The organism is Nitratireductor sp. L15S-10 (assembly GCF_045011005.1).
Classification (GTDB): domain Bacteria; phylum Pseudomonadota; class Alphaproteobacteria; order Rhizobiales; family Rhizobiaceae; genus Nitratireductor.
The window spans coordinates 3451522-3472053 of the sequence record NZ_CP120674.1 but is presented as its reverse complement, the minus strand read 5'-3'; the positions used below and the strand labels follow the sequence as shown (position 1 = coordinate 3472053).

Annotated in this window: 20 protein-coding genes; 10 read left to right on the top strand and 10 right to left on the bottom strand. The window is 60.2% G+C overall.

What is annotated here, in order from left to right:
- Positions 1-61: 61 nt before the first annotated feature.
- Positions 62-523, top strand: coding sequence for an Lrp/AsnC family transcriptional regulator (locus P2W41_RS16515; protein WP_223019602.1), 462 nt, complete (start codon positions 62-64; stop codon positions 521-523).
- 16 nt (positions 524-539) lie between these two features.
- The gene (locus P2W41_RS16510; protein WP_404933799.1) at positions 540-1763 is read left to right on the top strand and encodes a multidrug effflux MFS transporter; all 1224 of its coding nucleotides are present in this window, start codon (positions 540-542) and stop codon (positions 1761-1763) included.
- Here P2W41_RS16510 and P2W41_RS16505 read toward each other — a convergent pair whose 3' ends face one another.
- The 8 genes from P2W41_RS16505 to P2W41_RS16470 all read right to left on the bottom strand — a co-directional run bounded on the left by P2W41_RS16505 (position 1764) and on the right by P2W41_RS16470 (position 10389).
- On the bottom strand, positions 1764-2114 hold the full coding sequence (locus tag P2W41_RS16505; protein WP_292899024.1) for a RidA family protein: 351 nt from the start codon (positions 2112-2114) through the stop codon (positions 1764-1766). It lies immediately after the preceding gene.
- 11 nt (positions 2115-2125) lie between these two features.
- Positions 2126-3232, bottom strand: coding sequence for an NAD(P)/FAD-dependent oxidoreductase (locus P2W41_RS16500; RefSeq protein WP_404933798.1), 1107 nt, complete (start codon positions 3230-3232; stop codon positions 2126-2128).
- A gap of 357 nt (positions 3233-3589) precedes the next feature.
- Positions 3590-4828, bottom strand: coding sequence for a Gfo/Idh/MocA family protein (locus P2W41_RS16495; RefSeq protein WP_292899028.1), 1239 nt, complete (start codon positions 4826-4828; stop codon positions 3590-3592).
- Positions 4829-4841: 13 nt separating this feature from the next.
- Positions 4842-5861: a LacI family DNA-binding transcriptional regulator gene (locus P2W41_RS16490; protein ID WP_404933797.1), complete on the bottom strand. Its 1020-nt coding sequence runs from the start codon at positions 5859-5861 to the stop codon at positions 4842-4844.
- A complete protein-coding gene (locus tag P2W41_RS16485) occupies positions 5858-6814 on the bottom strand; it encodes an ABC transporter permease (RefSeq protein WP_404933796.1) in 957 nt (318 codons plus the stop codon). Before P2W41_RS16485 ends, P2W41_RS16490 begins: the two co-directional genes overlap by 4 nt.
- Complete coding sequence (locus P2W41_RS16480; protein WP_292900014.1) at positions 6811-7800, bottom strand: ABC transporter permease; 990 nt, start codon at positions 7798-7800, stop codon at positions 6811-6813. Before P2W41_RS16480 ends, P2W41_RS16485 begins: the two co-directional genes overlap by 4 nt.
- A 2-nt stretch (positions 7801-7802) precedes the next feature.
- On the bottom strand, positions 7803-9305 hold the full coding sequence (locus P2W41_RS16475; RefSeq protein WP_404933795.1) for a sugar ABC transporter ATP-binding protein: 1503 nt from the start codon (positions 9303-9305) through the stop codon (positions 7803-7805).
- 61 nt (positions 9306-9366) lie between these two features.
- Positions 9367-10389, bottom strand: coding sequence for an ABC transporter substrate-binding protein (locus P2W41_RS16470; RefSeq protein ID WP_292899035.1), 1023 nt, complete (start codon positions 10387-10389; stop codon positions 9367-9369).
- Between the two features lie 352 nt (positions 10390-10741).
- Here P2W41_RS16470 and P2W41_RS16465 point away from each other — a divergent pair, with 352 nt between their 5' ends.
- Positions 10742-11068, top strand: coding sequence for a hypothetical protein (locus P2W41_RS16465; protein WP_404933794.1), 327 nt, complete (start codon positions 10742-10744; stop codon positions 11066-11068).
- Between the two features lie 29 nt (positions 11069-11097).
- On the opposite strand, the gene P2W41_RS16460 is transcribed toward P2W41_RS16465, so the two are convergent.
- Positions 11098-11316 carry a hypothetical protein gene (locus P2W41_RS16460; protein WP_404933793.1) on the bottom strand — a complete coding sequence of 73 codons (219 nt, stop codon included), beginning with the start codon at positions 11314-11316 and terminating at the stop codon, positions 11098-11100.
- A 286-nt stretch (positions 11317-11602) separates the two neighbouring features.
- On the opposite strand from P2W41_RS16460, the gene P2W41_RS16455 reads away from it, so the two are divergent.
- From P2W41_RS16455 to P2W41_RS16425, 7 genes are all read left to right on the top strand, one after another.
- Complete coding sequence (locus tag P2W41_RS16455; protein WP_292899041.1) at positions 11603-12394, top strand: GGDEF domain-containing protein; 792 nt, start codon at positions 11603-11605, stop codon at positions 12392-12394.
- Positions 12395-12748: 354 nt separating this feature from the next.
- Positions 12749-13141 carry a hypothetical protein gene (locus P2W41_RS16450; protein ID WP_404933792.1) on the top strand — a complete coding sequence of 131 codons (393 nt, stop codon included), beginning with the start codon at positions 12749-12751 and terminating at the stop codon, positions 13139-13141.
- Positions 13142-13220: 79 nt separating this feature from the next.
- Entirely contained in the window at positions 13221-13808 is a 588-nt protein-coding gene (locus P2W41_RS16445) for a L,D-transpeptidase (protein ID WP_404935006.1), read from the top strand.
- A 295-nt stretch (positions 13809-14103) separates the two neighbouring features.
- Entirely contained in the window at positions 14104-15504 is a 1401-nt protein-coding gene (locus P2W41_RS16440) for a TolC family outer membrane protein (protein ID WP_292900018.1), read from the top strand.
- 34 nt (positions 15505-15538) lie between these two features.
- A complete protein-coding gene (locus tag P2W41_RS16435; protein ID WP_404933791.1) occupies positions 15539-17716 on the top strand; it encodes a type I secretion system permease/ATPase in 2178 nt (725 codons plus the stop codon).
- A 53-nt stretch (positions 17717-17769) separates the two neighbouring features.
- On the top strand, positions 17770-19047 hold the full coding sequence (locus P2W41_RS16430; RefSeq protein ID WP_292899047.1) for an HlyD family type I secretion periplasmic adaptor subunit: 1278 nt from the start codon (positions 17770-17772) through the stop codon (positions 19045-19047).
- A gap of 6 nt (positions 19048-19053) precedes the next feature.
- A complete protein-coding gene (locus P2W41_RS16425; RefSeq protein ID WP_404933790.1) occupies positions 19054-19668 on the top strand; it encodes a ribbon-helix-helix domain-containing protein in 615 nt (204 codons plus the stop codon).
- A gap of 16 nt (positions 19669-19684) precedes the next feature.
- Here P2W41_RS16425 and P2W41_RS16420 read toward each other — a convergent pair whose 3' ends face one another.
- Entirely contained in the window at positions 19685-20218 is a 534-nt protein-coding gene (locus P2W41_RS16420; protein WP_404933789.1) for a transglutaminase-like cysteine peptidase, read from the bottom strand.
- Positions 20219-20532: the final 314 nt, after the last annotated feature.

Here is a 20532-nt window from a genome sequence, read left to right as displayed (position 1 = left end):
CGTCTATCATTTTCACAGATAATGATGGATACTGCGAGAAATTTGGGTCATATGATCGGATATGGTTGAGAAAATAGATCAGTTTGACAGGCGTATATTGCGGGCGCTTCAGCGAGACGCATCTCTCTCGCAAAGGGATCTCGCGGAAAAGGTGGGTCTTTCCCAGAATGCCTGCTGGCGACGTCTCAAGTCGCTGGAAGAGCGCGGCGTGATCCGTGGCCGCACGCTTCAGGTGGACAGGAACAAGCTGGGGCTGGGCCTTGTTGTGTTCGTGATGGTGAAAACACGCCATCACTCCACGGCATGGCTGCAGACGTTCCGTCAGCATGTTTCCAGCATTCCCGAAATCGTCGACTTCTTCCGCATCGGCGGCGATTATGATTACATGCTGCGCATCGTGACGACCGATATGGAAAGCTATGATTCCGTCTATCAGCGCCTGATCCAGAAGGTCGAGCTTGAATCCGTCACGTCTTATTTTGCCATGGAGGCCATAGAAGAGCGCCGCCCCCTGCCAATCTGACCGTTCAGGCCTGCTGTTGAAAAAACCGTCCATCTCGTTCGAGCGCGTCGCGCTCTACGCGTTTCTCACATCACTGACAGCAATCAGCATCGATGCGGTGCTGCCGGCCTTGCGGATCATTGAGACGGAACTCCATGTGGAGCCGCCACTCTCCACACAGCACATCGTGTCGCTCTTCATCTTCGGCATGGTTTTCGGCGAGTTGTTCCTCGGCCCGATTTCCGATGCCATAGGGCGCAAGAAGGCTCTCGTCTTGGGACTCGGTCTTTATATGGCGGGCACATTGGTGGCGATGTTGTCGACAAGCGTCGGCGTGATCGTTCTGGGCCGCGTTCTGCAGGGCATCGGCGTGGCAGGGCCGAAGATCGGCACTCGCGCTCTGATCCGGGACCAATTTGAGGGTGAGGCAATGGCGCGGATCATGTCTTTCATGTTCGTGCTGTTCATTCTCGTACCGATGCTCGCCCCGGCGATGGGGCAGCTCGTTCTGGCTTTTGCCGGCTGGCGGGCCATCTTCATGGTTTATCTCGCTCTCTCGGTGTTTCTGTGCATCTGGCTGATGGCACGGCAGCCCGAAACACTTCCGCCGCAAAGCCGCATCCGTTTCCATCCGGTCTCCCTTGTGCAGAACGCTGCGCGCATCCTGGGCAATCGGCGTGTGACGCTTCTTATCGTGGCGACCGGCCTCGTCTTCGGTGCACATCTTCAATATTTGAGCACGGCAGCCGACATCTTTTTCGACGTATACGGCGTGTCCACTCTGTTCCCCGCCTATTTCGCCGCGTTTGCCGCCGGCATGGGCCTTGCGTCCATGGCCAATGCACAGGTGGTGCGCCGCTTTGGCATGCAGGCGATGTGCGAGGGGGCTCTGATCGGCCTTGTCATCCTGGGCCTTGGCATGCTTTCCCTGTCAGTTTTCTACGAAGGCAGGCCGCCATTTCTGGTCTTCATGGCAATGGGGTTCGTCATCTTCTTCTGCATCGGCATTCTGTTTGGCAATCTCAATGCCATGGCGATGCAGTCACTCGGACAGCTGGCGGGGCTTGGGGCCTCACTCATTGCGTCCGGATCGAGCCTCGTGGCCGTGGTCTTTGCGGTCGGCTTCGGCGCATTCTACAACCAGACGACAATACCGCTCGCATCCGGCTTTCTGGCCACAGGTGTGTTTGGGTTCGTTCTCGTCCGGCTCGCCCTGGGGGCGAGCCAGGAGCCGGTGATACCGGTAAAGCGTGCGGCGTGATCAGCCGGCGGCTGCTACCACGATGATCTCGACCGTGTAATCAGGCGTGGCCAGCGCGGACTCGCCGCAGGCGCGGGCTGGCGCGTGGCCGGGCGCGACCCAGGCGTCCCAGACCTCGTTCATCTCGGAAAAATCCTTCATGTCCGCAAGCCAGATGGTCGCCTGCAGGATGCGGGTCTTGTCAGAACCGTTCTGCTCCAGAAGCGCATCGATCTTCTGCAAGATGTCTTTGGTCTGCGCAGCCACGCTCGCGCCCGGCGTACCCACCTGGCCGGCGAGATAGATCGTGCCATTATGAATGACGGCCTGGCTCATGCGGGTGCCGGTGTCGACGCGTTTGATTTCGGACATGAAATTTCCTTTCAGGACTTGATGAGACGGTTCGGTGCAAGGGCCTGCACCACGGTATCGGGCAGGGTGGCAGAGCGCCCCGCACAAAGATCGGCTGCCAGCGCAGAGAGGGCAGGCGAGGTCTGCACGCCATACCCGCCCTGACCGGCCAGCCAGAAGAAGCCTTCCGCGTCCGGCGCGAAGCCCACGGCGGGCGTGCGGTCGGGGAAAAAGCTGCGCAGGCCCGCCCAGCTTCGCTCGATGCGTGTGACGGGCACGGTCACAGCCTGCTCGAAACGATGCAGCCCTTCGGCCAGTACCATATCGTCGGGCCAGGCATCGAAGGGTTCGGACGGGTCTTCGTCCGCCGGCGAGACCATAAGCTTGCCGGCATCCGGCTTGGCGTACCAGCCTTCGCCGGCGCAGGCAAAAAGCGGCCAGCCTGTCACGTCATGCCCGTCAGGCGCAGGCAGGATCACGGCGGAGCGGCGCATCGGCGTCAGGCCCAGCGGCTGGACACCCGCCAGCCTCGCAATCTCGTCGGCCCAGGCGCCGGCGGCGTTTACGATGACGGGTGCGGAGAACGAGCCCTGCGGTGTTTCCAGCGTCCACGTGCCGTTTTCGCGCGAAATAGCGGTCACGGGCGCCTTGTTGACAATGGCACCACCGCGATGGCGCAGCATTCTGGCAAAGCCCTGCAAAAGGCGGTCGACATCGATGTCCTGAGCGCCCGGCTCGATCGCGGCTGCAACGACGCTTTCGCGTTTCAGAATGGGAACGCGCGCGATGGCCTCGTCCACGCTAAGCCGTTCCATGCCGGTCGCGCCCTGGAGGATGTTGTCGAGCGCGTCCACATGCTCATCGCTGGCCACATACAGCAATCCCCGCGGGCTTAGAACGCTCTCCTCACATATGCCTTCCGGCTCGCGGAACACCGGTTCCGAGGCCGCGTTCAGTGCGCGCAGCGTGACGTTGCCATAATTGCGGATATAGATCGCTGCGGAGCGACCTGTTGCGTGGTAGCCGATAGCCTCTTCCGCCTCGAGGACAGTGACTTTCGCATCCGCTGAAATCCGCGCACCGGCGCCGATGCCGGCGATACCGCCGCCGATAACGATGATGTCGGATGTTTGGCTCATGTTCCCCTCCACGTCGTTCCTTCGCCTGACCCAGCACCGTGAGTGTCCACACACGGCAGACCGGTCGTTCGAGCAATCTCGTCTACCGTGTCCCCATAACGAGCTCTTGAATATGGGCGACCCTTAGCCGCCCACAGATACCGATCAAAGGGGGAAAGCAATAGGTTCAACACCCGTGTGTCATTATGGCACCGGCCTTCATAACAACGGAGGCATCGGAAATCGGGATGGGCCCGGGCGGCGCGCGCTCCGACGAGGTCGGCTACTGGAAAGCCGGTGTGCCGCAGATGTCAAATGTGCCACGGGAGGCAACTCACCGGCTGGCTGTGCGCTCCAGCCGGTGAACCAAGCACAGTCTTACCGGCGCGCTACCACTGGCACGTAATTCTCCAGATCGGGATTTGGGAAGCGCACCGTGTTCCCGGTTTCCGAGGAGAGGTACAGACCCATAAGAATTTCCATCACCGCAACACCGTCGGCAAAGGTCTCAATAGGCTCTTCGCCCTTGCGGAAGCACTCGACCATGTGCCGGTTCTCATCCGTGTAGCCATAGACCCCGGCTTCATCTTCCAGCACCGGCATCAGGCCCTGCTCGGCGTTCTGCTTTTCAACGAGATCCTCACCCTCGTCGCCGGTCACCTCGCGCGACATGAAGATCTTGAGCCCGGTTCCCAGCGAGTTGAACTCCATCGCATATTCGGGGCCAAGAAGCTCAAGCTGAATGCGCAGGCCGGCTCCCACATAGGCCCAGGACGTGCTCGCCTCGATCATCAGCTCGTTGCCGTCCTCGTCTTCCAGCATCACATTGCCACGCGCGAAATCTTCCGAAGGACGGTTTGCATAATCCACTTCGGGGCCGAAGCGCTTCTTCAGGTCTTCCACATAGCGCGGCCGGGTCCATTTCAGATTGGCCACATTGCCCTGCACCGCCTTGAGCTTCAGCGAATCGCGCTTCTTGCCCGGTTCTGTCAGGAGATGGCGTGCCACCTCGACGCTGTGGCACATCATGTCGAGCAGCACGCCGCCGCCCTGCTTGTCGCCCTGCCAGAACCACGGTTCGTGCGGGCCGGAATGCTCTTCCGCTGCGCGAGCCAGATAGGGCCGGCCGGTCGTGGAAGCGGCGCGCCGCCAGATGATCTCCTTGCCGCGCAGAACGGGCGTCGCAAAAACCTGATTTTCCAGGTAGCCATGGTTCAGCTTGGCGGCTTCGGCCAGCCTCAGCATCTCGCGTGCATCGGCCACCGTCCGAGCCAGCGGCTTTTCGCAGGCCACGGCAAACACCTTGCTGCGCCCGGCCACCACTTCGTCATGGATGGTGCGCATGGTGTCCACGCGCGTGTCATTGGGCGAGAGGATCCAGATCGCGTCCACATCGTCCGCCTGCAGCATGGACACGAGGCTGTCATGGCTCTTGCACTCGCCGAGCCCCAGTTCAGCCACCAGTTTGACAATGCGTTCGCGGTTTTCCGCCTTGCGGCTGTAGACGGCGGTCACGTCCACATGGCGCACGGCCACCATGGAGCGCAGGTGAAATTCGGCGATGAAGCCGGTGCCGACAAGGCCGATGCGCAGGCGTTTTCTTGGCTGTGCGGACATGGTTGTTTCCCTTTCAAGCTGATTTGGGTGGTGCGGTGGTGCCGCGCACGCGCAGCGTGGCCGGCAGGACGACTGGTTTTGCCGGCACAAGCGCACCGGACAGCATCTTGAGAAGAATGCTCATTGCCTGTTCACCGATGTCGATACGCGGCTGGCTGACGGTGGTGAGCGGAGGATAGAACGCCTCACTCAGATATAGATCGTCGAACCCGACAACGGATACGTCGCCCGGCACGTCGCGTCCCGATTCGCGCAGGTGGTGAATGGCACCGAAGGCCATTTCGTCATTGGCGACAAAGATTGCCGTGGGCGGTTCGGGAAGCTCGAACAGCGCCTTGCAGGCCCGCGCCCCGCCATGGAGAAGATAGTCGCCGCGCTGTTCATAGCCCTCCGGAATGGCAAGCCCCGCTTTGCGCATGGCACGGCGATAGCCCTCCTGGCGGCGAAGGCTCATCACCTCCGGCACGGGACCGGAAATATGGGCAATGCGCCGATGGCCGAGCCCGATCAGGTGTTCCACCGCCTCGCAGGCTGCCGCGACATTGTCGATCTGTACATGGGGAAAGCCAGACCCTTCAATCGTTTCCAGCGCCACCACGATGGGCGCGTTCGGGGGTAACCTGTTCCGCGGACCATCTTCCTCAGGCAGTTTGCCCGTCATCAGGATCATGCCGTCTGCATGCCCGTCGCGTAGCATGTCGAAATATTCGATCTCGCGTTCGGGGTCGTTTTCGGTGTTGCCCATCAGCACGGAATAGCCGGCAGCACGTGCAGTCGCTTCCACGCTTTTCAGAATATCGAGATAGAACGGGTTGCCCACATCACGCACCACCATCAGCACCGCCATGGAGCGGGCGGTGCGCAGGCTGCGGGCGCTGACATTGGGGCGGTAGTTCAGTGCATCGGCCGTTTTGCGCACGCGCGCGCGGGTCTCACTCGTCACAAGGTCGCTGCCGCTCAGTGCGCGTGACACGGTGGCCGGGGAAACGCCAAGCGCCTGGGCGATATCCTTGATCTTGGGGCGACGGTTCATGCGCGCAGCCCCCGCCCACGGCCATAGAACAGCATCAATACCAGAAGCGTGGCGCCGAACACCATCTGCCGGCCCGATTCATCGATATTGATCGTGGTCAGGATGCTCTGCAGCACCACCAGCAGAACAGCACCCGCCATCGTGCCGGTGTAGCCGCCTTTGCCGCCTGAAAGCGGCGTGCCGCCAAACACCACGGCAATAATCGAAGGCAACATGTATTGCTCCCCCACATTGGCAAATGAGGAGCCGGAATAGCCAAGCAGGCAAAGCCCGGCAATGGCGGCAAACACGCCTGAAAGCATGAAGAGCGCAATGCGCATGCGCCGCACCGGCACGCCGGCCATGAAGGCGGCCTGCTCGTTGGAGCCGATCGCATAGATGCGCTGGCCGAAGACCGTGCGGTGCAGAATGAAGGCCATCAGCAGGCCAACGCCGATCCACAGCCAGATGATGCCGGGCAGACCGAGAAGGAATGGCCGGGTCACGAATTCCGAAAGGGCAGGGGCCGCACGGCCCGAAGGGATGCCCTGCCGGATGACCACCAGAAGCCCTTGAAGTACGCCCAGCATGCCAAGCGTCATCACCAGTGGCGGAATGCGCAAGAGCGTAACACCGAGCCCATTGAACAGGCCAAAGAGCGCGCCGGTCGCAACACAGGCCAGAATGGCCAGCGGGATGCCGCCATCCATGCCGTTCATCACATTGCCGGCAACGATGGCTGAAAGGGAGACCACGCCGCCGACCGAAAGGTCGATGCCTTCCCGCCCACCCAGAATGACGAGGTTCTGCCCGGCAGCCACGATGCCGAGCAGGGCGGCAACGATAAGCAGGCGCAGAATCTGCCCGCCCGAGGCGAAACCCGGCGAAAGCGTGTTGCCGAGAAACAGAAGTGCGGCGATGAGCGCCAGAGCGATCAGGAGCGGATTTTTCGCGATTTCGATGACCCGGCTCATGTGCGTCCCCTGCGGCTCACCAGAACGCCAACCATCAGGGCCGCGAGTATGGCGAGGCCCTGTACGAAGTTCTGCCAGTGCGAGGGTGTTCCGGCGAAGAACACAAGCGAGTTGATGAGCCCGATGATCAGCGCCGCGATGACGGAGCCCGCAACCGTGCCGAAACCGCCCGAAAGCGCGCTTCCACCCAGCACCACGGCCGCCACACTGAAGAGCGTCATCTTCGCGCCGACGAGAGGATCGCCGCTCGCCGTGTCGCCTGTGATGCAGAAGGCGGCAAGCGCTGCGAACACGCCGCACAGCGCATAGCCGCCAATGCGGATCGCTGTCACGGGAAGCCCGCTTTGAAAGGCTGCCTGCTGCCCGTCGCCCACCGCCAGAAGTTGCGTGGCAAGCCGGGTGCGGGCAAGCAGGTAAAGCAGAATGGCGAGCGCCGCAGCCACATAGAAGACGAACGGAATGCCGAAGAATGTGCCGCCATACGTGCGCCAGAAAACGGTGGGCGCGGGCATGCCGGCCACCGGCAGGATGACGAGCGCCAGCCCGGTGAAGAAGATGCTGGTGGCAAAGGTTGCGACGATGGCCTGGAGCCGGAGTGCAGCCACCACGAAACCGTTGACCAGCCCGCAGGCGAGCCCTACGAGGACGCCCACGCCGAGTGCGGCCAGAACCGAAAGCCCGCCTCCACCCATATGCTGCATCAGCACGATGATCGTCACATTGACCAGCGAGGCGATGGCGCCGACCGAAAGGTCGATGTCTGCGGCATAGACCACATAGGTCTGCGCCACGGCCAGAAGCATCAGCGCCAGATAGGTGCGCACGAGCCCTGTCAGCGAGCGGAAGCTCAGGCTGTTCGGTTCAAAAATGCCGTTCAGAACCAGAAGCACGACGAGAATCAGAAGGGCAGGGAGAAAGGGAAACCGCCCGAGCAGCGCCCGAAAGCTTCCATTGTCCTGTCTGGTGGGGCTGGAAACACTGGTCATCGTCATGCCGCCTCGTAGGCTGCCTGGTAGAGATTGTAGCGGGTGCGCTCAGCGCCGCTCAGCTCGCGGCTCACCGCCCCGCCATTGAAGACCAGAATCCGGTCGGCATTGTTCAGGAGCTCGGCGTCTTCGGAGGAGTAAAGCAGGATTGCGAGCCCTTCTTCGGCGAGCCTGCGGATCAGGACGAAAAGGTCCGCCTTGGCCGAAAGGTCGATGCCCTTTGTCGGATCGTCGAGAAGCAGGATATCTGGTTTGTCGATCAGCCAGCGGGCGATGACGATCTTCTGCTGGTTTCCGCCCGACAGCGAGCCAATGGAATGGGAGAGCCCGGCAAACTTGGTGTTCAGTGCCTTCAGCGCAGGCAGCGCCTTTTCCGAAAGCGACCTGGGTCTTGCCAGTACAAGCCTGTTACGCAGCGCATGTATGGGAATGACATTTTCAAGAATGGGCCGTCCGCTGATGACGCCGTCGCGCCCCCGATCCCCCGAAACAAAGGCGATGCCGTGCGCGATGGCCGCGCGCGGGCTTTCCGTGCGAAGCGGCTGTCCATTGAGCATCACCTGACCCGCACGTGCCGGCGGCGCGCCGAACAGCGCCTTGAGCAGTGCCGATTGTCCCTGCCCATGCAGGCCGCCAAGCCCGAGAATTTCACCACGCCGCACGGAAAAGCCGACATCGCGGAATCCCACGCCCGTCAGGTTCTCCACCGCCAGCGCCACATCGCTGGAAGCCTGAAGCGGCGGGGGTGCCGCCTGCGGCGCGGCCAGCACTTCCTGCTCGCCCACCATCATGTGTATGACCGCCTCGGGACTTGTGTCTGCGATGGCTTCTGTGCCCACCGTTTCGCCATCGCGGATCACCGTCACCCGGTCGCCGATGGCAAAGATCTCATCCATGCGATGGGAAATGAACACAATGCTTCGCCCCTCGTTCTTGAGGTCGCGCAAAATCTCGAAAAAGCGGTCCACCTGCGCGCGGTCGAGGGCGGAGGTGGGCTCGTCGAAAATCAGGATCGGCGCTTCCGTCGCCAGCGCCTTCATGATCTCCACCAGTTGCCGCTGGTCCGCCCGCAGTTCGCCGACGGTGGCCGTGGCATGCAGGCTGTCGCCTGCAACCGTTTCGAACAGCGCAATGTAGCGGCTGGCCTTTTCTGCCAGTGCTTCGCGATCGACGAAAAGCCTGCTTTTTCTCGGAAGGTCCGGCAGGCAGATGTTCTCGGCCACGCTGCGATGATCGGCGAGGCTCAGTTCCTGATAAAAAATGCCGATGCCCAGCGCCTGCGCAGCACGGGGGCCGCTCACGGTCACCGCGTTCCCGTCAAGCAGCACCTCGCCGGCATCGGGCCGCACGCTGCCAGCGACAATCTTGCAAAGCGTGCTCTTGCCGGAGCCATTGGCACCGATCAGCACATGCACTTCACCCGTGTCGAGTGCGAGGTCGCCGCGGCGTAGCGCCAGCGTGGCGCCGTAAGCCTTGCTTACACCGCTGAGCTTCAGTTTGGTCATGACATGTTTCCAAAGAGAGCGCCGCGCCAGTCAATGCCGGCGCGGCAATCATGGAACGGGCTTACTTGAACAGCGCTTCCGCATCCTCGATGGAAAGCGAGCTTGTATAGGAATAGTAGCCCGGCTTGCCTTCGACCGAAGCGGCCACTTCCTTCAGGTTCTCAGAACTGATGAAGGGAATCGGCAGATACATGGCGTTGTTGTACTGCCCGGCCGTGGCAGGCTCCTTCAACTCGCGTCCCTGCAGCATGAGAACAGCCACGTTGAGCGCGCTTGCCATCACGCCGGGCGGGTTCACCGATGCACCGGAGTTCAAGTCGTTTTCGGTCCAGATGTCGATGAAGTCCTTGCGGATTTCGCCGGTTGCGGCGATGTCGCCCGCCTTGTCGGCATCCATGATGGATCGCCACGCGCCGGCGGCCATGCCGTCCTGAACCCAGACGCCGTCAATGTCGGGATAGGTGGCAAGCAGGTTCTGCATCGCCTGCTGGCCCTGCGCCTGGTCCCAGTTGGCGTTCACTTCGTTGACGATCTCTATGCCCTCGTGCTCGCCGAACACCTCGCGGTAGCCGGCAACGCGCATTTCATTTGCCGGGTGGCCCGCCACGCCGTTGATGGCGACCACCTTGCCTTCGCCTTCCAGCGTTTCGGCCAGCCATTTGGCGCTTTCCATCGCCCAGCCTTTCTGATCGATACCCACATAGATGGCGTCGGGCGAAGAAACTTCGGCATCGGTGGCGATCACCAGAATGCCGGCTTCCTTGGCCTGCGCGAACACAGGGTCAAAGGCGGTCGGGCTGTTGGGGTTGATGATGATCGCGTCAACGCCCTGGCTGATGAAATTGCGCACATGGGCGATCTGACCTGGCACGTCGACATTGGCGCTCTGCGCAACCACTTCGACATTCACGCCTTTTTCCTTCCAGGCGGCTGCGGCCTGTTCGGCTTCCTCGATCATCTGGGTGCGCCACTCGCTGCCCACCCAGCCGTTTGAAAGGCCGATCTTGAAATCTTCAGCCAGGGCCGAGAGTGCGGTGCCCGCAAGGGCAGCAGCGGCCAGGGCGACAGTTGCCAGTCGTTTCATGAATTCCTCCCTGATGACAGACACCAGCGGCGCAGGCAGCCGAGGCCCCATTGCCGGTCGTGTGTTTCCTTCCCTTTGACGTGTCCTCCGCAGGTGTCCTGCCACGTCAATGAAATCGATTGTATGGCAAATGTAATCGATTTCAAGATGAAATTTTCCCCCTGCTGAAACTCCGAATTTGACGGTTTCTCGCCCCGAGGGATGGCAGGCCACCCCTCGGGCGAATGAGGGTAAGGACAATGCATCGGAACCATGTTTCATAATGATACAATCTGTTCCCGTGGCTTGGTTGCCGGGCTTCTGATAACGCGGCTAACTTCTGAGCGTATGTAGTGATTCGAGTAGCGTCAAAGTGTCGAAAGAAGTGTCGCTGGAGGTGGTCCAGCTGGAATTGTTGCTGAACCTTGCAGATTTGATTGCGCAGGGTTTCGAGACCGCCCTTCTGGCTGCCCTGAACGACGTGGGTGGGAGCGTTCTCTTCAATCGCCGACTTGATGGGGATCCGCGATTTCAGCGGGTTGCGGCTGTCATGCTGGGCCCGGAAGCCGACGTCGCGCTGGTGTTTCTCGACCATTCCGGAACAACCATCCATATGGAAAGCGCTGGCGAGAGCACACGAATGATTGCGCGTGAGGCCGAGAAGGCCCGCGACCGGGTGTGCGACGGCGAAGCGCAATGACGCCGATCATACGGGCGCAGCGCGTTTACCTAACCGTGATGTGAGGTCTGCTTGGGCCGAGGGGAGCCTGACTGCGGGAAGGGGATGACTTCGCACGACCGTGGCTTGGCTGAATATTCGGCTTTGAGGGCGGCATCCATCAGCAGTCCGAGCGCTTCTCGCAACTGCTGGGTCGCCGCGTCGGTGCCGGTGAGTTCCGCTTGCGCCTTCTCCAGACAAGCGTGCACGGATGCAAAGTTCGTCGGCATGATGGTCCTTCTTCGATGCCCCCGCATCTGAGTGATCATGCGCAGAAAATCGTAACCGGCAAACAAAATATATGGAGCGCATTTTAACGATCATGGCTCGGTGCCTGTCGTTCAGACACCGCAAACCCGAAAAAGCCAGTAGTCAAACTCCCCGGAGCCTTCATCCGCGATCGGGTCATTACTCGCCGCGTTCCCGTGATCGTTAAAACTCGATCCATCAATGAAGCTTTTGTTAGAAGTTTGCCGGTTATCTAAGACTCAGGCACACTGGGAGCGTTGAAAGCATATGGACAAGTCGCTCTTGCAACGCAAACCGCGCTGGACATGGCTCACGGCCTTTATACTGCTTGGCACCGTCGCTGCGGTGGGGCTTTCCTTTTGTATCCATTATCTCTTGTTCTTCGGCGATGACATCAATCCCTATCAGCGCAGTCTAATCGCCGCACTGGTTTTGCCTCTGTTCATTGCTACGCCCCTGTTTGCATATATCGGCCTGGCGAGTGAGCAATTGAGACGTGTAAAGCGAGAACGGAATTTCGCTGCTGCCCATGATCCCTCCACTGAGGTTTTCAATGGCGACATGTTCACCACTCTGGTGGAGCGACGCCGCGCTGCGACCGTTTCTGAAGCAGGCCGCACCTTTGGCGCCCTGCTGATCGTGGAAGCCGAGAACACGCGTGACATCAGCATCGACTACGGCTTTAGCTATGGCGAAGAGTCGATGCGCCAGATTGCATCGGTGATCCGGGCCAATGTGCGGCGCAGCGATGTCGTCGGTCGCCTGAGCGGCAATGAGTTTGGGGTGTTTTTGCCGGGTGCGACAGTGGAGCAGGCGCGTGATGTCGGTGAGCGCATTCGCAATGCTGTTGCAAAGGCACCCTTTGTTGCGCAGGGGGAAACGATCGAACTCGCACTTGATATTGGCGGGGTGATCTTCGAAGACCAGATAGAGTTTCGCGGCCTGATGAGGATCGCTTCGGAGCAACTCGAGAAAGCACGCCAGGGCGAGGCCGATGGATTTCGGCTCAGTGCACTCAACGCAATGGATGCGGAAGAGAATGGTCACAGTCGCGAATAGCGCACGCGCCGCCTGCCGCCTGCCGCCTGCCCGAGCTTGCCCCAGCTTGATTGCCTTCGACACCACTGAACCTGGCGGCTGCTCTCGATGCACTGGACAGGCCGGATATTTAGCCGCACAATGAATAAAGCAAGCAGCCCATTCGGCCACAGGTAGCCTTGGGCAGTCGAGGCCGCGTGACGGGCTGCTTTTGCAGTGGAGGCGGCACGCTGTTGCGGGGTCGCCCAGGGGGTGGCGATGAACCTCAACGCGCTCATTGCGTCTGGATGTTTGCTTCTACTAGCTTGCGATTTCGTCCGCGCGAATGAGCGCGGCGCGAGGCTGTTCCAGGCGCCGATGCCTTTCTCAGATGAAATGCACAAAGACATTGCAGCCCTTTATGCTGCACGCGTCGATGTATTGAGGCGTTATGCATGGGCGATGTCGGCCAAACGGCATGCTCTTGCAGGGCCACGTGCGGATGTGGCCTACGGGGGAAGTTTCGCCGGGGCTTTTGGGGAAGTCGGGGTCGCGGCATTTATGGGGCGAAATGAGGAACACGTCCTGAAACTGGGAAGCAACACGCTGATCATCGCGCGCGGCAAGCCGCTGGGGAATCTCTACACAGAGGTCGATTGTGTGATCGTGGAACGACCTGCCCTTGTATGTCGGGATGGGCGTACCAGGTCGATCTCGGCACCTGACACGACCTCCATCCGGATCGAGGGAGAGACGTTTGAGATGGCGAAGAACGATACACTGGAATAGTCACACTCGACCAGGCGCAGTGAAACGCGCATCGTGCAGGCAGCTGCCGAAGGCAATCTTCCAGTCTGTCGCAGGCGCGTTGACACTGTTGTTTGTTTTGTTTCCTGCGACGCCGGCAGATGCGCAGACCGCTGCGGTGCGTCAGTTCGATCCTGCAACCGGGACATGGGTGAGGCGTGAGTGGTCTTTGTCTTTCAAAGCGCCCTGGGCCGAAACAGATTTGAAGCCTTCGGTGGTGCCATTCTCGGAGAACCTGCCCGCGGGCTCCATTGTGATAGAGACGGCTGAGCGGCGGCTGTATCATCTGCGGGGTGACGGTACAGCGGTGCGCTATGGAATCGGTGTCGGTCGCGAAGGGTTTGCCTGGCGTGGCCGGGAGCGCATAACAAAGAAAGCGGAATGGCCGGATTGGCGACCGCCGATCGAGATGGTCAGACGTGAGGCGGCAAAGGGCCGTATACTGCCCTCTGTGATGGAGGGAGGGCCTGAAAACCCGCTTGGCGCACGCGCCCTGTATCTCGGATCCACTCTGTTTCGCATTCATGGCACCAACGAGCCCTGGACAATTGGCAGGGCTGTTTCCTCAGGGTGCATTCGAATGACCAATGAGGATGTTATAATAATTTATAGCAGCGTTAAGGTCGGGACGCTTGTTTTAGTGAGATAGGGCAATAAGACTGACAGTATTCTGCATACTTCAAACTTGAAATGCTTAACAAAAATCAATTTTTGTTGCTATTGGGCAACATTTTCTCAAAATGAGTCGACTAAAATACTCCTAAAGAGGTATTGGTGGGGCGTATATCATAGCCAGCCAAGGGGAGTTAGCTTAGCATAAAATAATATTTGGAGGTCTGGTCTTGAAGCTGGACGGGTCCTTGGTTGTGCCGGTGGAGGCACAGGCAAAGGGGGGGGTAATGGCACACAGTTCACGTGTTTTGAGTATTCTCGCCGCAGCCTTGATGAGCGGTGCGGTTTTGTTTCCCACCAGCGCGAATGCGCTTTCCGTCAAGGAAGCGATGGCGGTGGCACTCGAATCCAATCCTGAAATCGGCCAGGCGATCGAGAACCGGGAGGCAATCGAGTTCGAATTGCGCCAGGCCCGAGGGCTTTTCCTGCCAAGTGTCGATCTCGAAGCATCGGTCGGTGCGCGTCGGCTCGACAATCCCTCACGCCGCGGCGTCGGTATTGAGGACGACCCGCTCTATCCAGCTGAAATCGGATTGTCGATAACGCAGAAGCTGTTCGATGGTGGCGGGCGACGGGCCGAACTCGAGCGTCAGGCGGCGCGTGTGGACTCGGCTTCCTTCCGTGTCCTCGAACGTTCCGAAACCATCGCGCTACAGGTCGTGCGCGAATACCTGGAATACCTTCTGCAGGTCGAGATCGTGAACGAGGCGCGGAAGAATGTCGGCTTTCATCAGTCGATGCTGGGCGATATCGGCTCCCTGATTTCCGGCGGCGCGCTCACTGAAGCCGACAGACAACAGGCACAGGAGCGTATGCTCTCCGCAAAAGCGCGGCAGAAGGAAGCCGAGGAAGAGCTGGAGGCGGCAAAGATCCGGTTCTACAAGCTTGTAGGCAAACCGCTCACCAATCCATCCATGCCGGGCTCGGTGGCTTCCGCCCTGCCGTCTTCTCTCGACAAGGCGATCGGTATCGCGCGGGCCAACAATCCGCGCATCAAGGTTGCCAACGCCGATATCGATGCGGCTGACGCTCTGGTCGATGCCGCCCGCTCCAACATGCTGCCTGAGATCAGCGCGGAAGGACGCGCCCGTGCCGGTTACGACATCGACGGCGCCGACGGGCGCACAAACGATCTCCAGGCGCGGATCGTCGCCAAGTGGAACCTCTACCGCGGCGGCATCGACGTTGCCAATGAGCAGGAGCAGATCCGCCGCGCCAGCGAGCAGCGCCTTGTGCTGCACCAGGCCTATCGCGAGGTGGAGGAAGCCGTTCGCATTTCGTGGGATCGGCGTCAGCGGCAGATGGACCTGGCAGGCACACTGCGTGCTCAGGCACAGACCAATGCGCAGCTCGTCAACTCTTATAGAGAGCAGCTGGTCGTCGGCCAGCGGTCTCTGCTTGATGTGCTTGGTGCGCAGAATACGCGGTTCAGTGTCAACGTTTTGTCGAAGACGGCTCAGTACGCCGCGCGGTTTGCCGAATATCGCATACTTGCCGCAACGGGGACGCTGCTCTCGACGATGAACCTATCGAGCGCCAAGCAATCCGAGGCCTACGCACGTGCTGAGTTCAACGTGCCGGAGACGGCACCGACCGAAACCTACAAGAGGCTGCCTTCGCGACAGACGAACGACTTGCCGCTCGATCTTCTCGCGCCGATCCGTTCGCAATAGCCCTCGCAGGTGCAAGGTGGCATAGAGGAGGAAGGTGGAACAACTCCGCAATAATCCCGTGGCGGGCACGCCACTTCAGGCAGGCAGTTTCAGGTTTGCCTTTCGGGAGATTGCGCAGTTTTTGGCGCGGCCGAGTTCGGAAACGGTCCTGTTCTCGGATACACCTTTTGATGAAGACGGCCCTTCCCTTGAGGATATAGAGCGGCTTTCCGCCCGCATCGGGCTCGAGGTGGAGCAGCACAGCCGGCGCGAATTGGCCAGTGGTTCGCTTGATCTGCCTGTACTTGTGGTCTTTGAAAACGGTACGGCGCAGGCGCTCCTCGAGCCCCTGCCAAATGATCACCTGCGGACCACACTACTGCCCGATCCTGTTGCGGAAGAAGGCATTGCCCTGAAAGATGTGCTTTCCAGGAACATCCGCCTGATCCTTTCTTTCAGCGTCATCTATCTGAACCAGTCCGAAAGCACGGACTCGACACAGGTAAAGCAGATAGAGAAGCGTCACTGGTTGACGACGACGCTTGCACCGTTCTGGAAGTCCTATGCCCAGGTCGCCATGGCAGCGCTCTTCGTCAACCTCCTCGCGCTGGCCTCGCCCCTGTTCGTCATGAATGTTTACGACCGGGTGCTGCCCAATCAGGCGACGGCCACGCTGTGGGTTCTGGCGCTGGGCGTCGCTGGCGCGATCCTCTTCGATCTGCTTTTGAAAAGTGTGCGCGCGGCACTGATCGATTATGCCGGTCGCAAGGCCGATCTGAAACTCTCCTATCTTCTGTTCGAGAAGGTGCTGCACGCGACGATGGCGTCCCGCCCGATGTCGACGGGCGAATATGCCAATCGGGTCACGCAGTACGAGTTCGTGCGCGAGTTCTTCACCTCGAACACTATCAGCACACTGATCGACAGCGTCTTCGTTTTTGTGTTCATAGCGGTGATCTACGGTGTGGCCGGCTGGCTGGCGGTTATACCCGCCACGGCCTTTGTCTTTGCATTGATCATCGGCCTGATTGCCCAGTCGCGGATCGGTCGGCGCGTGGCAACCGCCAACAATGAAGCTGCGCAACGCCAGTCTCTCCTGGTGGAGACGATAGCCACGATCGAGACCGTGAAATCCCTTCGTGCCGAGCGCACATTGCTGCGTCGCTGGAGCGAATTGGCCAAGAACGCTTCGCGCACCGCCGAAGGCATCAAACAGCTTTCGGCCTGGGCGGCGAACATGACGCAGTTCGTTCAGCAACTGGTGACAGTGGGACTGGTTGTCGCCGGCGCCTATGAATTTTCGAAAGGCAATATTTCCACTGGCGCGATCATAGCCACGGTCATGCTGTCGGGGCGGGCTGTGGCCCCCCTTGGTCAGATCGCCATGACACTCTCTCGCATGCGTCAGGCGCTTTTGTCTTTGCGCATCCTCAACGCGATCATGGAACAGCCGGAGGATCGGCCGGAAAGTGCAGGGTTTGTAAACCGCGAGATTCGCTCCGGAGATGTTGCCTTCCGGAATGTAGGCTTCACCTATCCCGAAGCCGCCAGCCCGGCCCTGGTAGATTTCAATCTTTCAGTCAAAGCCGGAGAACGCGTCGGCATAATCGGACGCATCGGATCGGGCAAGACCACCGTCGGCAGGCTTCTGGCCGGCCTTTACCCGCCCTCGAGCGGCAACCTGCTTTTGGATGGCGTGGACATTCGTCAGTATCACCCTTCCGTGGTGCGCTCCGCCGTCGTCTTCACCTCTCAGAGTGCGGATCTCTTCTCGGGGTCGGTGAAGGAAAACCTCCTGATGGCAAAGCCGGGGGCGAGCGACGATGAACTGGTAGCCGCGGCGGAAGCGGCCGGCGTCGACGCTTTTGTTGCCCGCCACCCAAGAGGATACGACATGCCGGTCGGCGAGCGCGGCAGCCAGCTTTCGGGCGGGCAGAGACAGGCGGTCGCCATCGCGCGCGTTCTGCTCAGCGACCCACGGGTCGTGTTCATGGATGAACCTTCTGGCGCCATGGACCTTGCAAGCGAACGTGAACTGATCGCCCGGATGAAAACGGCGTTCCACAAGGATGTGACGCTGGTCATCTCCACCCATCGGCACAGCATGCTGCAACTGGTCGATCGTCTGGTGGTTATCGATCAGGGGCGCGTCATCGCCGACGGGCCCAAGGAGAGGGTGATCGCGGAATTGCAGAAGAACGCCGGGGGCGGGCGTTCGGGAAGGAAACCCTAAGCCTCTTGCGGCCCTTCGAAAGGGCGCTCAGGCAGGAAGAAAGGCGGATTGCAATGGACCGTCCTCCACTGGCTGCACGATTGGGGCTGGTAGTGATCGCCGCCCTGACGATGACCTTCATAGGCTGGGCGTCTATTGCCGAGGTTCAGGAGATCGCCCGCGGCGAGGGTAAGATCATACCGGTTTCAAAGACGCAGATCGTTCAGTCGAGCGAGGCCGGGATCGTCCAGGAAATTGCGGTGACGATTGGTCAGACCGTGAGCAAAGGCGATCTGATCCTCCAGCTCGATGATACGGCGACGACATCCTCGCTTGGTGAAGCGGCCGCGCGTGCACGCGCCTTGCGTGCGCAGATCACACGGCTTGAACTGGAGGAAAAAGGTGAACTGGAAGGGGAATATGTATGCCCGGCGGAATTGCAGGAGGTTGCGCCAGACATTTGCCAGAACGAGGCAAGGCTTCTGAAGGCCCGTGCAGACAATATCAGGAACAAACGCTCTGTTTTGATTGAACGTCGCCTCCAGCGGCTGAATGAGCTCGACGAAGCGCGCGCCAACATCAAGCGGCTGGAAGAGAACCTGGAACTTTCGCAGCGCGAAGCCGATCTTCTCGCCCCAATGGTCAAACGCAAACTGGTCGCGCAGACGGAATTGTTGCGCGTTCAGAAGGAACTGGCCGAGACCCGTGGCCAGCTCGAGTCCACACGCGAGGCCGTGGAGCGCATCGAGGCCTCCATCAACGAGGCAACGCTGCAGATCGATGAACTCGCCCTCCAGATGCAGCAGGAAGCGCTGGCCGAAAAAACACAGGCGCTGGCAGAACTCTCCGTCATCGAAGAGACCATTCGCGGCGCAAGCGACCGGGTGGCGCGCACCGACATCCGCTCTCCGGTGGACGGCATCATCAACACGCTGGAGGTCAACACGATCGGCGCTTATGTGGAGCCGGGTACCGTCGTTGCCGGCGTGGTGCCGACCTCTGACACGCTTCTGGTGGAAGCGCGGATTTCGCCGCGGGATGTCGCGTTTGTCCGGCCGGGGCAGCCTGCGTTGATCAAGGTCACTGCATATGATTTCTCGATCTACGGTGGGCTGGAAGGAGAAGTTTCGAATGTGTCAGCCGACAGCCTGGTAGATCAGAACACTGGCGAAACCTACTATCAGGTGCGGGTCAAGACCGATCAGGCCGAACTCATCCGCGATGGCAAGAGCCATGCGATTTTCCCAGGTATGGTGGCCACGGCAGACATCATGACCGGCAAGAAAACCATACTCGCCTACCTCATGAAACCGATCAACAAGGCGCGCAATGAAGCGCTTCGAGAGCGGTGAGCGATCATGACGAAACTTGCTGAACTCACCAGAGGCGAAGATTGGGCGTTCCAGCCCAGGTTCCGCGTTCTGCGCGTCGGCAGCGCCCGGCGGGGCATTCGCCTCGAAGAGATTTTCTGGGCGGTGCTGCAACAGATCGCTGACGCGCGCGATTGTTCTGTGGGCGACGTGATCCAGGCCTGCGAAAGCCGGTTGGAAAAGGGTGCGAACCTCTCTTCGGCTTTGCGGGTTGAGGCGGTGAGCTATTTGCAGCAGGAGTTCGAAACCGCCCGCAGCAAGACCGGCCGGCAGGCGGTGCGCAACCAGGTTATGGCGAGCCCATCACCGTGTTTTGCGCTGACCGGCGACAAGCAATTGATGGCTTATAATCCGGCGTTCATCGGTTTTGTCCAGTCGCGCCTGTCGAGCCTGGCCTCCAACACCACTGGGCAGGGCGTTCGCCTGTCGCTGGACATCCAGTTCTCCGACCTGATTGAAAAGCTCAGGATCGAGGGCAGTGGGCCGGCGACGGTCGGCTTCGTCATCGGCGTCGAGCGACAGTTGATCCGGGGACGCCTCAATGCAATTCTCGCACCGCTGATCGATCGGGAGGCGATTATCGGATTTATCCTGCCCAATTGAGAAACGCTGATGCCGGTCAGTTCGCGCCGATGCGCCGGTTTTCTATTCTGTGTCCGGAAGCCGCCTGAAATTCCTCTCCGGGCGCAAGATCGCGCGGCAAAGGTGTAATCGCCGCCACCATGGAACCGTCGCGCCTCTTGCCATGTATCCAGGAGCGGTGCCCGCTGAGCGAATAGAGAGGCAGATAGTTCGGCAGTGCGGTGTCTTTCATTACCCGATCATGCAGATTGTCCAGAATATAGTGTCCCTTGGTCGTGGAAACTGCCAATACCGCGTGAAACAGGGAGCGGTTCTGATCCTGAAGCACAACGATCGACATGCTGCTCAGGGGGATGCCGGCGGCATTGAGTGCCGCCATTTTGAGTATCGCGTAATCTTCGCAGTCTCCTTTTCCGCGGTCGATAATCTGCGTCGGCGTTGCCCATACATCCAGCCGGCGATAGTTGGCGCGGTCTGACATATAGGCGACGGTCCGGTTGACGGTTCGATTGATCGCCTCGAGCTTTTGCGAAAACGGCTTGGCTTTGATCTCCCGGACGAGGTGCGACATTTCAGTCGCGCGCGGTGTGCAGCCGCTATCATCTGCGCACCTGGTGAATTCCGCCCGCTCGATCGACGGGTAAACGGTCCGCCAGCTTGCGCTGGATGGGAGCGCCCTGAAAGGGATGGCTACCGAGCCGAACACGCCCGTTGCAGAAGCGGGGTTCTTCAGTTTGTTGCGTCGGATCTCTGTTCTGGTGGAGGCAGCAGCATGGATTCTTTTCGCCGGAAGCCCGGCAATGGCAGCTGTCCAGCTATGCTTTAACCGAACAAGGCTGTTGCCGGCCGCTGCTATGGCGGTTGAAGCCGAAGGAAGGCTAAGGC

Bases quoted from the DNA above. Each gene is read 5' to 3' on its own strand.
- P2W41_RS16515 (WP_223019602.1), top strand. From the start codon at position 62: ATGGTTGAGAAAATAGATCAGTTTGACAGGCGTATATTGCGGGCGCTT.
- P2W41_RS16505 (WP_292899024.1), bottom strand. From the start codon at position 2,114: ATGTCCGAAATCAAACGCGTCGACACCGGCACCCGCATGAGCCAGGCC.
- P2W41_RS16500 (WP_404933798.1), bottom strand. From the start codon at position 3,232: ATGAGCCAAACATCCGACATCATCGTTATCGGCGGCGGTATCGCCGGC.
- P2W41_RS16495 (WP_292899028.1), bottom strand. From the start codon at position 4,828: ATGTCCGCACAGCCAAGAAAACGCCTGCGCATCGGCCTTGTCGGCACC.
- P2W41_RS16490 (WP_404933797.1), bottom strand. From the start codon at position 5,861: ATGAACCGTCGCCCCAAGATCAAGGATATCGCCCAGGCGCTTGGCGTT.
- P2W41_RS16485 (WP_404933796.1), bottom strand. From the start codon at position 6,814: ATGAGCCGGGTCATCGAAATCGCGAAAAATCCGCTCCTGATCGCTCTG.
- P2W41_RS16480 (WP_292900014.1), bottom strand. From the start codon at position 7,800: ATGACCAGTGTTTCCAGCCCCACCAGACAGGACAATGGAAGCTTTCGG.
- P2W41_RS16475 (WP_404933795.1), bottom strand. From the start codon at position 9,305: ATGACCAAACTGAAGCTCAGCGGTGTAAGCAAGGCTTACGGCGCCACG.
- P2W41_RS16470 (WP_292899035.1), bottom strand. From the start codon at position 10,389: ATGAAACGACTGGCAACTGTCGCCCTGGCCGCTGCTGCCCTTGCGGGC.
- P2W41_RS16460 (WP_404933793.1), bottom strand. From the start codon at position 11,316: ATGCCGACGAACTTTGCATCCGTGCACGCTTGTCTGGAGAAGGCGCAA.
- P2W41_RS16455 (WP_292899041.1), top strand. From the start codon at position 11,603: ATGGACAAGTCGCTCTTGCAACGCAAACCGCGCTGGACATGGCTCACG.
- P2W41_RS16450 (WP_404933792.1), top strand. From the start codon at position 12,749: ATGCACAAAGACATTGCAGCCCTTTATGCTGCACGCGTCGATGTATTG.
- P2W41_RS16440 (WP_292900018.1), top strand. From the start codon at position 14,104: ATGAGCGGTGCGGTTTTGTTTCCCACCAGCGCGAATGCGCTTTCCGTC.
- P2W41_RS16430 (WP_292899047.1), top strand. From the start codon at position 17,770: ATGGACCGTCCTCCACTGGCTGCACGATTGGGGCTGGTAGTGATCGCC.
- P2W41_RS16425 (WP_404933790.1), top strand. From the start codon at position 19,054: ATGACGAAACTTGCTGAACTCACCAGAGGCGAAGATTGGGCGTTCCAG.
- P2W41_RS16420 (WP_404933789.1), bottom strand. From the start codon at position 20,218: ATGTCGCACCTCGTCCGGGAGATCAAAGCCAAGCCGTTTTCGCAAAAG.